The 13,955-nt window shown below is 50.7% G+C and carries 7 protein-coding genes; 3 read left to right on the plus strand and 4 right to left on the minus strand.

Going from position 1 to position 13,955, the window contains the following annotated elements:
* The first annotated feature begins 226 nt into the window (after positions 1 to 226).
* Both Q0Y46_RS11305 and Q0Y46_RS11310 read left to right on the plus strand, forming a co-directional pair.
* Complete coding sequence (locus Q0Y46_RS11305) at positions 227 to 3,436, plus strand: InlB B-repeat-containing protein (protein ID WP_297947455.1); 3,210 nt, start codon at positions 227 to 229, stop codon at positions 3,434 to 3,436.
* A gap of 228 nt (positions 3,437 to 3,664) precedes the next feature.
* Complete coding sequence (locus Q0Y46_RS11310) at positions 3,665 to 7,123, plus strand: InlB B-repeat-containing protein (protein WP_297947458.1); 3,459 nt, start codon at positions 3,665 to 3,667, stop codon at positions 7,121 to 7,123.
* Between the two features lie 487 nt (positions 7,124 to 7,610).
* Here Q0Y46_RS11310 and Q0Y46_RS11315 read toward each other — a convergent pair whose 3' ends face one another.
* Positions 7,611 to 8,903, minus strand: coding sequence for a hypothetical protein (locus Q0Y46_RS11315; protein WP_297947460.1), 1,293 nt, complete (start codon positions 8,901 to 8,903; stop codon positions 7,611 to 7,613).
* 57 nt (positions 8,904 to 8,960) lie between these two features.
* Here Q0Y46_RS11315 and Q0Y46_RS11320 point away from each other — a divergent pair, with 57 nt between their 5' ends.
* Positions 8,961 to 9,353, plus strand: coding sequence for a co-chaperone GroES family protein (locus Q0Y46_RS11320; protein ID WP_297947462.1), 393 nt, complete (start codon positions 8,961 to 8,963; stop codon positions 9,351 to 9,353).
* Between the two features lie 9 nt (positions 9,354 to 9,362).
* Here the strand turns inward: Q0Y46_RS11320 and Q0Y46_RS11325 are convergent, their stop codons facing one another.
* From Q0Y46_RS11325 to Q0Y46_RS11335, 3 genes are all read right to left on the minus strand, one after another.
* Positions 9,363 to 11,351: an FISUMP domain-containing protein gene (locus Q0Y46_RS11325; protein WP_297947464.1), complete on the minus strand. Its 1,989-nt coding sequence runs from the start codon at positions 11,349 to 11,351 to the stop codon at positions 9,363 to 9,365.
* Positions 11,352 to 11,360: 9 nt separating this feature from the next.
* Positions 11,361 to 12,194: a TIGR02147 family protein gene (locus tag Q0Y46_RS11330; protein WP_297947466.1), complete on the minus strand. Its 834-nt coding sequence runs from the start codon at positions 12,192 to 12,194 to the stop codon at positions 11,361 to 11,363.
* 237 nt (positions 12,195 to 12,431) lie between these two features.
* Entirely contained in the window at positions 12,432 to 13,937 is a 1,506-nt protein-coding gene (locus Q0Y46_RS11335; RefSeq protein ID WP_297947468.1) for a hypothetical protein, read from the minus strand.
* Positions 13,938 to 13,955 lie beyond the last annotated feature (18 nt).

A 13,955-nucleotide genomic window follows, 5' to 3' on the forward strand; every position in this document is an offset into this window, starting at 1 on the left:
GGGCATGGCCACCTTTAGGTGGTGGGCTAGGGAGAAATATCACGGCTTCGCCGTCCTATATTGACGCACGAAGTGCGTGATTCTTTTCACTAGCCGCTAGTCTCTATTCTCTAGTCTCTTGAAGCTTCACTGCTCATTGCTCACCGCTCACGGCTCATTGCCCGAGCCCCGCGCCTCGAGCCTCGTGCCTTTTTATTATTTTATTAAGAGTTGAAGGAGATGGGTTATGTCTTCAAGATTTTTGTTTTCTATTTCTGCGGCACTTCTTGCCGGAACCGCTGCCACCGCAGCGACTATTACTCCTGTAGTGCCGATTCAGTCAGATGGCTGTTACCAGATTTCGACAGCGGAGGAACTCTACGGTTTTGCCGAAATTGTAAACGGGAATGACAGTATTCCTGGGAATAGTGCTGTTTGCGGCGAACTCCTGAATGATATCGTTGTAAATGAGAACGTGCTGGATGAATCGGGGAGGCTCAATCGCAATAGCGCCAAGACTTTTGTTCCATGGATACCGTTAGTTGGATTCTCGGGAACGTTCAATGGCAACGGGCATGTCATCTCAGGACTATATTCCGCCACAAAATCTGGACTTTTTGAATCGATCTCTTCGTGGGATTCTGTTGTCGTCGTGAAGAACTTAGGAATTGTTGATTCTTATTTCTCGCCTTCATCCGCTGCCGGGGTCCTTACCAATAATATTTATGGGAAGGCAGAAGTCCGGATAACCAATTTCTACACATTGTCTACCATTGAGACTCCAAGGGCTTATCTAGATATGGGGGCTATCACGGGTTATTTAGACGAAAGAGCGCATTTGACCGTGACAAACTGCTATAACGCGGGATTATTTGTCGATAGTGACAATGATTTTTATTCAAGTTTTTTTGATAAATGGGACGCGTTTTCAACTTATCCATATGTTAAAATAAGCAACTCCTACACACTGAAGCGAAAAGGTATTCGCTATGTTACTTATGGAGCTTTAACGGATTCTGCCGCTTTTAGTAACGGGGCGGTTGCGTACGCCTTGCGTGAAGGAGAGGACGGTTCCATTTGGGGGCAGATCGTAGGTAAGGATAAATATCCGGGTTTTTCTGGCCGTCTCGTAAATACTGCGACGGCTAGGTACAATGTTACGTTCCATACTTTTGAGGGTGATACGGCCTCCTATTTCGATAGCTATATCTCTGGATTCAACGTTGCTCTCCCCGAAAAAGTCGAGCAAGAAAATATGTACTTTGGCGGTTGGTACAGGAGTGCTGAATTCAGCGGAACGCCTGACACGATTATTTCTGACACAACAAAAGGGGATCTTGAATACTGGGCGAAGATGAATAGACGCTATAAGATAACCTATCATGCCGACGGTGCCGTTTTTTCATTGTATCGTCAAGAGTGTATTCTGGACGATTATGTGCCCATGGAAGAAAATACGGATTGCTACATAAGCGGAAAAGGAACGGTGCTTTATAAATGGCTTGGTCGTGACAGCAGTATCTTCTTGGAATGGTACGACAACGAGGAACTGACGGGAAATCCGGTTGATTCTGTGGGGCCGGATGAAACGGGCGACAAGGATTTCTATGCCAAGTGGTTCGACCTCAAGAGGCCGCCGATAGACCCTGCGGACAGTTGCTACGAAATTTCGGATGTGGCGGAACTCTTCGGTTTTTCCGCACTTGTGAACGGGGAGTTTGCCGAGGGGGAAAAACGTCTAGATGACGTCTGTGGTAAACTTACGCAGGATATTGTTGTGAACAAGAATGTCTTGAAGGAAGACGGAACACTCGACAGCGCAAGAGAGGAGGAATTTTTCCCATGGAATACTATAAATCTTTATAATGGCTTTTTCGATGGGCAAGGGCATACGATTTCCGGGCTCTATGTGAATGAAGCGATATTTAGTGCGTATGCGCCTGAGCCTTATGATTATACCAAAGTTACCATTCGCAATTTAAAAGTCAAGGATACTTTCGTTTATGGTTATCATTTTGCTGCCGGAATTATTAGTTCTTATAGCGGTTATCGCCCTTTGATGGAAATAGATAACACGCATTTTGATGGCGCTATTTACGTAGATGAATACGCGGCCCATGTTGGTGGTCTGGTCTCGTATGCCGATTATGTATTGATTATAAAAAATAGTAGCCATCGTGGGATAATTTCTATTCCTGATGGGGGTTATGCCGGAGGCCTTGTGGGATACTCTGATGAGTATATGGTTCTTTTGCAGAATTCCAATGAAGGACGCATTGAAGGTGGTGATGAAGTGGGTGGCTTGGTAGGGGAAATCTCAGGGCAATTCTTTATTGCGAACAACTACAATGCTGCCGACATTGTTTGTAATAAATGTCTTGCGAATGGTTTGATTGGGGGCTATTTTTCTGGAATTGGCCAATCATTTGTCCTTAATAATTATAGCAGTGGTTTGGTTAGTGGTTCTAGTGGTGTGTGGCTAAAGAATTATAACGTGACTTTTGAAAACAACTACTATTTGACAGGGACGAGCTTTATAGACGGCATCGGGACAGAGGTCGAAGCCTTGGATTTTGCTAATGGGACCGTGGCTACGGCGTTGTACAATTATGTCCAGAATGATGCTGCCGGTATAGAAATTGTGGGTGGTGCTACGGGCGATAAATGGATTCAAGGTAGCAAATACCCTATTTTCTTTGAAAATGAAACGCGCAGTGTTATACGGTTGCGCGAATATGATGTGCCAACGAATGCTCTTTTATATACGCCAGGTCAGACGCTGCCTTTGCCAACTCCTACTGCAAAAGGTTACGATTTTTTGGGTTGGTATTATGACTCTAATCTGATAACTGAAATCCCTGCGACGGCATCTGGGTATTTTGTTATTACGCCGAAATGGCAAAAACACGTGAGTAGTTCCAGTATTGCATCCAGCAGTTCCGTGGCGCCGCCCGGTCCCGCCAATACGAGTTCTAGCGTTGCGGCATCTTCGAGCAGCGAGGAAAAAATCAGTTCCAGCTCTCCGGAAGTCAATTCCAGCTCCGCTATGTCCAGCAGTTCTGTGAAATCTAGTTCCAGCAGAGCCAAGTCTTCTAGCAGCGTCAAGTCGAGCAGTTCTTCTGCAAAGGCGAAGTCCAGTAGTAGCAAGGCTAAGTCTAGCAGCAGTAAGGCGAAGTCTAGTTCCAGCAAGGCGAAGTCCAGCTCTAGCAAGGGCAAGGACGCCATTGCCGCCGCCGGCCAGCTGCCGCAGTTCTCGCTTGCCGCTGTCGGCCGCAGCATCCAGGTGTCCGGTGCCCGCGTGGGTTCTGTCTACGCCGTGTTCGACATGCAGGGCCGCGTGATTGCCAACGGCCATGTAAATGCCACGGATTTCAGTGTCCACATGGACCGCTCCGCGACTTACCTGATGCGCATAGGCAACCAGACGCAGAGAGTGAAAGTAGGAAGTAGACAGTAGACAGTAGGCAGTAGGAAGTGATTAGGGGCTAGGATCTAGGGGCTAGGGAGAAATATCACGGCTTCGCCGTCCTATATTGACGCACGAAGTGCGTGATTCTTTTCACTAGCCGCTAGTCTCTATTCTCTAGTCTCTCGAATACTCATTGCTCACCGCTCATAGCTCATTGCTATTTCCTCGCCCCTCGCTCCTTTTTGTTATTTTATTAAGTGTTGAAGGAGATAAGTCATGACTTCAAGATTTTTGTTTTCTATTTCTGCGGCACTCCTTGCCGGAACCGCCGCCACCGCGGCAAGCATCACTCCCCAGCAGCCGGCGCTATCGGATGGCTGCTACCAGATTTCGAGCGCAGAGGAACTCTACGGCTTTGCCGCCATCGTGAACGGGACGGACGGATTCGCGAAGAACAAGTCCGCCTGCGGCAAACTCCTGAAGGATATCGTCGTGAACACGGATGTCCTCTATGCATCGGGATCCCTTAAAGACGAAAATGCTGCAAGTTTTGTTCCGTGGAACCCCATCGACAGTTTCGCGGGAACCTTCGACGGGAACGGGCACACCATCGCTGGCCTGTACAGGGACGTGTCCGACGAAGATGACGCCAAGGATGTCGGCTTCATCCGCACTCTCGTGGGAAATCCCGACGGGGAGACGGTGATAAAGAATCTAGGAATAATTGATTCCTACTTCGCGGTGAAAAGCTTGTACGTTGACGAGGTGGTAGGAATTTTTGCTGCCAAGGTGGTCGATTCCGATGCGAGCGACAACAAGGATTCCCATGTGAAAATCCTGAATTGCTTTAATATGTCGTCGGGCAATTACGGCGGTAGCAGGTTCATCAATCATCTGTTGTACGAAATTGACGAGCGTGTATCCGTCACAATCGAAAACTGCTACAATGTGCGCGGCGAAAAAATCCACGGATCGAATTACGGCTTGCTTGTCGTCAAGAATTCCTTTGTTCTGGGTTCGAATGAACAGGATGAAAAAGGGGGCATCAAGACCGCGAACGAGACACAGTTTGAAAACGGGACCGTGGCGCGCGCCCTGCACGAAGGGACCGACGGCTCTATTTGGGGTCAGGATGTCGGGACGGATGACTATCCGAACTTCTCGGGCGAAATCAAGAATTCCGCGGCGGCCAGGTACAGTGTGACGTTCCATACGTTCAATGGCGACACGGCCTCTTATTTCGACAGCTATATCTCCGGATTCAATACGGCCTTGCCCGATACCGTCGAAAAGGAAAACACGGTTTTCTTCGGCTGGTACGACAATTCCGCATTTGACGGAAACCCGTATAAGGTTATCAAGGATACGGCGAAAGGGAATCTCGAATATTGGGCGAAACTCAAGAACCGTTTCAATATCTATTTCCATTGCGGTGAAGGGAGATTTGATGGCGACTGGAATACAAGTAGCCTGATAAGCGAGATTTCGCGTGAAGACACGATTTTCAACTATATAGAAGGGGCCCAGGCATCGCTTCCATATACCGGCCTATCAAATGAGGGCTACGTTTTCTCTGGTTGGTATGATAACGAGGAATTGACGGGAGTGCCGGTTGATTCCATTGTAGGGACGGATGTGGGCGATAAGCATTTCTATGCATCCTGGTTCAAGATAAGCAAACCGGAGCGGGATGTTGCGGACAATTGCTATGCCATTTCGGACAAGGCGGAACTTTACGGTTTTGCGGCCATGGTCAGAGGGACGTATGGCGATGGGCAGGCTTCGCAGCCTAACCTTTGCGGCAAGCTCACGAAGGATATCGTGGTCAACGAGAATGTCTTGAAGCGCAACGGAACGCTTGACAGCTCCAGGATGTCGACGTTCATGCAGTGGACTCCGATAACTGTTTTCAGTGGGACGTTCGATGGGCAGGGGCATAAGATTTCCGGCCTGTATGGATCGCCGTTGTTCGGTTCCATTTATGCGGGCGAAGCCGGAAAACCGGTTGTCATCCGCAACGTGAAGGTGAACGATTCTTACGGAGCTAGTAGCGGTCTAGTGAGTTATGTCAATGACAGTACGATCTTATCTATGGACAATTGCCACTATAGCGGCTTTGTTTATGGTTGGCACGATAATGTGGCGGGTGGTCTTATTAATAGATCTTACGGCTACATCAATATGTTTAACAGCAGTTTTGAGGGAATCATTTTCTCCGACGCCCTTATGTTCGTGGGCGGCCTTGTAGGGGAATCCTACACCAACCTGGTTCTCATGCAGAGTTATATGAAGGGTACCATAAACCTTGTGAATACCATGCAAATGGTGGGGAGCAATACATATTCTAGGCTTTATGGCGCTGGCACCCTTGTTGGCCATATGACCGGCCATGCCTTTATAGCGAACAATTACAGCATCACCGATTTTACGGGAGAGACCCCGAGGGGCCATGCGGGCGGGCTGATTGGAAGCTTGAGTCTCTCGAGAGTGCTGGTCAGTAGGACGGATGTCGTTGAATACCGTATATTGCGCTCCTTTGTCCTCAACAACTACAATAAGGGATCTATGCCTGCAGATGCCGATATTACTGATTTAAGCGAACAAGTGGTTGTCGACAACAATTTCTATTTGGGGGGTGGCTTGTCGGATTCCTGCGGAGCGACTCCCGTTGCGGAAGCCGCCTTCACGGATGGCACTTTGCAAAACGCCCTCCACGATTACGTCCAGAAAGACAGCTCCGGCAATGCGGTCGCGCAGGGCATCACCGGCGATATCTGGACCCAGGGCGCAGAATATCCCGAATTCGCCCAGCCGGAAAAGATTAACGCAGTTGTTCTCGAAGGGGATACCTTGGGCGTCCTCAATAGCCCCATTCTCGTTTACAAGCCGGGTCAAACCTTCGAGCTGCCGCCGCTTGAACATGGGAGTATCATATTCAAAGGTTGGTATGCCACGCCGGACTTCTCTGGCGATACAGTTGTCGGCATTGCCGCAACGGATGCGGGTGACAAGGTTTTCTATGCGGATTGGGACATTGCGAAATTCCAGGTGGCCGTCGGTTCGAACTCGCCCGGTGGCAGGGTAGGGTTAAGGGCAAACGGCAGCACTAACTTCTCGCAATATGTTTCCAGCACGGTCCCGTATGGGACCACAGTGACTGCGAGCGCGGATGCGTATGATGGTTATGTTTTTGTAGAATGGAACAATGACATTTGTGGCAAAAAGGCGACTTGTACGTTCACCGTGACGGAAGACATTGCGTTTACTGCGTCCTTCGATAAACTGAGCAGCAGTTCTGCGGCCTCGAGCAGCTCTGTGGCGTCCAGCTCCAGCGTCTCTTCGAGCAGTTCTGCAAAGCCCGTTTCCAGCAGCGTGCAATCGAGTTCCAGCTCCGCCAAGTCCAGCAGTTCTGTGAAATCCAGTTCGAGCCGCGCCAAGTCCAGCTCCAGCAAGGCTAAGAGCAGTTCTAGCAAGGCCAAGTCGAGTTCCAGCAAGGGCAAGGATGCAATTGTTGCTGCTGCCCAGGTGCCGCAGTTCATGCTCACGGCTGTGGGCCGCGATATCCAGGTGGCCGGTGCCCGCGTGGGGGCTGCCTATGCTGTGCTCGACATGCAGGGCCGCGTGATTGCCAACGGCCATGTAAATGCCTCGAATTTCACTATCCGCATGGATCGCTCTGCGACGTACCTGGTGCGTATCGGCAATCAGACGCAGAGAGTGGTAATTAGGGATTAGACGAGAGACGAGATAAACGATACTAGGCACTTTAGTGCCTTAGTAGAGTTATCCTCTATGAGGAGAACGCCGCTGCGCGGCTACAGACGAGAGGAAAAAGTAGGCGTAGGTTTGTCATTGCGAAGGGCGAATAGCCCTGAAGCAATCTCTAGATATGAGTTAGGGATTAGGATCTAGGGTTTAGGGAGAAATATCACGGCTTCGCCGTCTGTTATAACACACGAAGTGCGTGATTCTTTTCACTAGCCTCCAGTCTCTATTCTCTATTCTCTCAAAGACTCACCGCTCATAGCTCATACCTCATCGCTCACTGCTCGAGCCTGGAGCCCGTTGTGGACAATTCGCTGTTTTTCCCTGATTCGGGCTTACTCCTTGATTGCAACTCTTTGAGTGTCAACGCTTTTTTTTTGTGACGCTATAGCAGACTATCTTGTGGATAGGATGTTGATAAATGTTGAAGGTGTGAATTGATGTTGAAGGTTCGGCCTTAGAGTTCGTTCAGGTCGATGATTTCGGTTTCTTCTGCTGTGTCCGTCTGTTCGGGGGCGGGAGGCGCGGGTGGCTGCACCGGCGCCGTTTGCGGATTGGCGGAGTCTGCGTTCGCACCTTCCGGGACGGATGTCCCGGCGCTGTCGCTGGTTGTCGGGTCCAGGGCAATCGCTGCGGGCATGGCCGCGATGTTCTCGCCGTCGATTTCGGGCACATCGCCCAGCAATTCATCTTCGAGGATGGCAGCCTGCGAGTCGGGCGGGAGTTCCGCAATTTTGGATGCGGCTTGCGCCCCGACGACGGGGACGAGCGGCTGCAGTATTGCGGGGAGCCTGTTTTTCGGGCCGCCCTTCGCATCCTTCGCGGTCAGGTCGAGCCCGTTGTTGCGGTAGAACTGGATGTCCCCGAGCACCTGTTCCGTCCAAGACCTCCGCATGGGGTCTTTGCGCCAGTCCTTTGGCGAGGAGCGCGGCGGGTTCAGTGGATAGAACTGGATGATGGCGTCTTCGACGGGTATCCCCGCGTCGAGTTCCTTCTTGAGGGCTTCGGCGCCTATGTAAATCTGTTCGAGCCCGGTCCCTTCTTTCAGCGCGAGCATCCCTTTGTGCTTCGCGTCTTTCTCGTAGTTCATCCGGAAGTCGGACACGTGCTTCACGAGCGACATGAGCAGCGCCGGGTCCACTTCGTGCATGTAGGCCGCTTCCATGACGGGCAGGCTCGAAAGCTGTTCCCCGTTCCAGGGAGTGCCCAGGTAGACGATTTGCAGCAGGTGGCGGCTACCTTTGCTCGTGAGTGTCACCAGGTAGCGCTTGCCGAGTGTGCGCCTGAGTTTCTTGAGGATGCGGATGCCGCGGTTCTTGAATTGCCTGTAGCCGACGAACGTTATGCCGAGCGTGTCTTTGACGTGTTCGAGGTGGGGCGTTGTCGCTTGCCGGACTTCTTTGTTGTATATCCGGAGGACAGCGGGGAGGATATAGACCAGTTCGGGCGTGGCGGTACTGTCCAGACCCCCTTCGCCCAAGACAAAGTCGCCCTTCTTCAGGAGTTCTGTTACCTTGTTCATGGCATACTCCTGGAACACGGCTTCCTCGTCAATGGGCTTTTGCGGTTTGGGCGGAGTAAGGATACTTGCAACCGAGAGCGCCAAGATCAGGAGCGGGAGAGTGATGCTCAGGATTTTCACTTTGCGGCTGTAGCGGAAAATGCGCCACCAGCTACGCGCCTTGGGCGACCTCAATAAGACGAGGACGATGGTTCCAAAGATGATTGTCCAGATGACAAGGTAAATCACGAAACCAATATAGGCAAAAAAGGCGTGGTCCGTAAGAAGATTTCTTATATTAGGGGCATGATAGATGCCTTGAAGAATATCGTCGTGATTGGTGACCGAGTCCTCATTAAGCCATTGGAAGCCTCCAACCGCACAGGCGGTGGCCTGTACTTGCCCCCGAGCGTCAAGGAACGCGACGCCGTGCATACGGGCGTCGTCATGCGTGTGGGCCCCGGCTTCCCGATTCCCGCGAACCAGGACCCTGATTCCGTGTTCCGTGGCGAGCCGGCGGAAAAGGTGAACTATGTGCCGCTCCAGGTCCGCGAAGGCGACGAGGCCCTGTACCTCCACCAGAACGGCTACGAAATCGAAGTCAACGGGGAACGCTACGTCATCGTCTCGCAGAATGCGATTCTGCTCGTGGTGCGCAACGACCTTACCGACCTCGACATCGGCATAGACGGCATCTAGGCCGCGCCGCTAGTCGTTCTTGATGCAACGGACATGGAAGCGATCGCTTTCTTCGGGGATGCCTCCAACGGCAAGGAATATTCCTGGCCATGAGATATCGAACGAATATGCCGATACGTTCTTGTTTGCCGTGTATGACCAGACAGATGACATTTCATCTGCGCCCTGAGAGGGCCAGGCGGTAAAGGACACATACGGGTCTTCAGAAACGAATGGTTTGAGGTAAGGTCGATGTTCCTCTTCCGTTGCGTAAAGTGGCATAGGGAGTACTATGGGATGTATTCCAAATCCAGAAGGATCGCCGAATGTTGAGAAGAAGATTAGATGGTTGTCGTTGTCATTTTCAGGATACCTAAAGTCATAATTCTTTTCGAAAAGTTCTATCCATTTTTTCCAGTCCTTGGTAGACGGAATTCTCCATCCGTCAGGGCATATTCCCTGCATCTTTGTCGTGTCTGTAATGTCCTGTAGCTTGTCCCAGTCTATTTTTCTCTCGTCGCTTTTGCATGCCGACATGAATGCTGCCGTGTCCGAGATGGAGTTACATTCGAACGTGCATTTGTCGTGCAATTTGTAGAAATCGTATTCAGGGGTATTGTATTCTTCATAGGTCAACACTTTCTTAATGGAGTCAAGAAAAGCAAAGGTGGAATCGGTACAGGATTGATAGCAATATGCCGCCTTGAACTCTGTGCATTCATCGAAGTTGGGAAGCCTGTAGAAAGAAGAGTCTATGCCAAGGGCTGTCTGCAAGGTATATTCCCTTCCGTAGTACTTGCAATAAAATGGGTCTTCTTCGTAGGGGCGGAATAATTCTCGCGAACAGTGGGAACCGTCTGCTGCATAGGCCAGGTCTTCGGCCATCCATGTTTGCGTGGTTCCGTCCATGTCGATGGTTACGGTCTTGTAGACATTCCCGTCGCGCGAGTCAACAATGGAGTCGATCGAATGCGGTATCGGCTTGATGGTAACCTTCCATGATCCCGAACGGCAAATGACGTGCAGGTTCTCCTTGTTCAATTCAACCATTTTTCCTTCTTCTGCATTTGTGCATTGACCGGCCTTGTGCATGGCTGCAACTAAGTTTATGTAGAATTGGTTTAATTTTTGGTCTTCCTGGAATGCGCTTGCCCAGGGCTCTCCCGTCCGATTGACTATTTCCAAATTTATTTTCTCAATGTTGGTTATATACTTCAGCAAGGTATCAAGAAAGATGTATGTTACGCCTTCAAAGGTGCCATTTTGGGAGAAGCTAGAAATAAGAACATTTTCCTCGTCCTTTTCCAATAATTGCGATAACGCGTTTTCTATAAACGCATGGTTTGAATCGTCGAAAGTTTTTTCTTTATCGAAATGAGAGAAGGTGTCATATATTCCGAGCGATTCCAGGAGTTCGGCTTCCGCTTTTTGTTTCTTATTTGCGAAGGTCATGCTGTCTAGAGCCTCGTCTCTCACGCGGTAGCTTACAAAGTCTGTAAGCGTGTTGATGTAAATGCTTCCGGAATCACGTAAATCGACCATGGCTCGTTTTGTCGTGATTCCCGAGAAAGATTTTCGGTATCCCAGTTCTATTAGGACATACGGGCTTTTGAACGGGATGCTGTCAAACTGAAATTGGTATGCGGCATATGGATCCATTGATGTTCTGTATGGATTGATTGACAGTACCGCGTTCCCTGTTTCATTTAGATATGTGGAATCAAGCTCGTATATCATTGCCATGTCGAATGGCTGGCTTGCCGACATGCTGATGCTTGTGTCAGAGAAAAATGCCCTTTTTGGAGCAGATGCTCTGAAATAGATAACCTTTTGGATATTGGTCGTTTTTTGCGACGAGTCCTTATCGGTTGTTGACGTGTCCTGGTTGGCGATGTAGTCTGTCTCTTCGGAAGCTCCTCCCATTATAGAGATGGGCTTGTCTTCGTTGTCGCTGCATGCTGCCAATGCCATTAGCAGGGCTGCACACCCGATGATTGATTTCTTGTTGAGTGTAAACATGGTTCCCTCCTATCCTTTTTTAATTTCTGATTTGTTTGTCATCGGGAAGAACTGGACGTTCAGGCGGTACACCTCGTCGCTGTCCTTTTCCTTGGTGGCGATTTCAATGATTCTTTTGCGGAATGCCGCGATTTCTTCGACAATCTCGTGGTAGGCATTGCGCGTGATGCCGAGAGTGATGCCCGAAAAGTGGCGTTCGTCTTGCGGTACGCCCTCGATAGCCTCCAGTGCGAACTCGCCCATTTGCCGGTGCATCCCGCGGATGGCGACGGCTGCGGCACCTAGGGGCCCTGTTGTCACCACGCGATCGGTCTGTACGTAGTTGTCGTGCTCGTCTTTCTGCAGCAGGTCCGCCTTGACAAGGAAGTTGAGCGATTCGCTCACTTCGGCAGCGCTGATTTTGGGGCGGCATGCGTGGGCGAGCGCAAGTGGCTTCGCTCCCGGCATCGCGGGAGCAAGTTCACGGAGCACCGGGTTTTTCCAGCTATCGAAATAGCGGAAGGCGTCGCCCTCGATGATTTTTGCCTTGTTCTGGTTTGCGATGGCGAGCATCCTGTTGAAAGCGTCCTTCTTGGCCTTGTCGGTTTTGGCGTGGTCGAACTGCGTCATTTCGCGGAAGTACTCGCGGCGCTGTCCCGTGAGGTGCATGGCGTCGGCCACGCGTTCTACGGCGTCCTCGCTCAGGCTGAACTGCCCTTCGCTTATGTATTTGAGATAGACCGACGAAGTGAATCCCGCTTTCTTTGTGAATTCACGCCAGGTGAAAGCGGTCTTTTCCTTTTTTTCGGCATAGTAGTCGGCGATGTATTGCCGGTATCCCGTGTATTCAAATATGTCCTTCATGGACCCTCCTTCCAACATCTCGATGGTTCGATTCTGTCGGATTTGTTTTAAACATAAACAAAAAAAATTCAAAAGTCAATACTTTCACAATGCAAAAAGTGTATTTTCACGCAAAAATAAGCAATTTTTTATATATCGTATAAAAAATTGTGATTTTTCACAATGCAAAATGACAAAAAAAGGGGGCCCTTTGCGGGGCCCCGATTGCCAAAATGATGTTTTGCCGTCGCAAAAAGCCTAGCCGTTGCCTCCCTGCGTCATCTTCTGGATGGTCTCGGTCAGTTTCCGGTTCAACTGGATGAGGTTCGTATGGATCTCCTTTATTTTCTTTAGCAGGGCGGCCGTGTTGTCGAACTTGTCCTTGACCACCTGCTGTGCGTTTGCGAGCGTCTTGGGATCGCAGAAAACGTTGTCTGCCGATGCCTTGAGCGCCTGGTAGATTGCCTTGCAGGCGCGGAGTTTCTGGTTCTCCTTTTCGGAGACTTCGCGGATTTCCTGCGCAATTTTTGCCAGCTGTTCACGTTTGTTCGCAATAATCTGGGGGTCGTTTTCCTTGACGATATAGGTGGGCAGTTTCGCGAATTCCTCGAAGCGTACCGAGGTGCCTGCGCGGACCGGGCCGGCCCTGTGTGCGTTCACGCCTTTCACTGCGGAGTCGATGCTGATGGTGCAAGTCGATGTCCCGTGGTAGTTGCACATGACGCGCTTCTCGATCATGTTCAATTCGTTGAACGGGTGGAAGTCTTCTTCGGTCTCGATGCGGTACAGCGGGACGTACAGGTGTACAGGTTCGCCGCTGATGGTAATCCTGTAGTAGAGGCACTGCTGGTTGTTGAGCGTGTGCGTGTCGTAGCAGTTGTTGCTTGTCCGGGAAATAAGGTCGATGCGGTAGGCGAGATCTTCGGTGTCGTAGTCCTGCTCGAACGCGCCGGGCACTTCCTTGAGCAACTGCTTGTGGAGGACTTCACTGTAGCTCTGCATGAGGATCCTGCTCGTGGAGGTCTTGCCCCATACAGCCGTGCCCAGGAGGAACGTGTCGGTGATGTTCGCTTCTTTCCTGCCGTTGAAGAATGCTGTCGCCTTGATGAGGTCGGTCAGCGACATCCATTGGCGGATGGAAATGTAGAGGTCGTTGTTGTCTGCGGCTTCGGAGAGTTGGCCGATGATGCCGAGAACATCTTCAGAAAGCGAGACTTGCTTGATTTCGCTCAGCCACTGGCGCCGTTCTTCGGTGGAGATGGTCAGTTCCGGGTCCACGGTGAAGTTCTCGATTTCAAACTGGTTCTGCAGCAGGTGGCACAGTGCAGGCGACGAGAGGCTTTCGGGGAGCGTGATGGTGAGCGTGATGCGGTCGGCCATGCCCGTCTGGCGCATTGCCGTTTCGGGGCGGATTTCGCCGAGGATAACCAGCGGGATATCTTCGCGGTCCTGGATGGCGACCTGGAGGTTGTGCTTGGTCGTTTCGCTTGCGGGGTTGAATCCCTTGAAGATAATTATGTCGTAGCCGGCGAGCTTTTCGGGGAAATCCATCTCCCTTTTGCCGAACTTGAGCACTTTCGGGTTGCGGAAGGTGGCGATGAGGCGCTTAGTCAGGAGGGACTTGCCCGAGCCGCAACGGCCGAAAATGTAGAAGGGTTCGCTGATGATTACGCCGAGGAAGGCGAGCTGGAAACAGAATTCGCGTTCGGGGATGCCGACAGAAAGGGATTGTACAAGTTTGGATATGCGTTCGGTAAGGGTCATTGGGTAATTCCTGGTACG

Origin of the sequence: uncultured Fibrobacter sp., assembly GCF_947305105.1 — a bacterium.
Taxonomy (GTDB): Bacteria; Fibrobacterota; Fibrobacteria; order Fibrobacterales; family Fibrobacteraceae; genus Fibrobacter.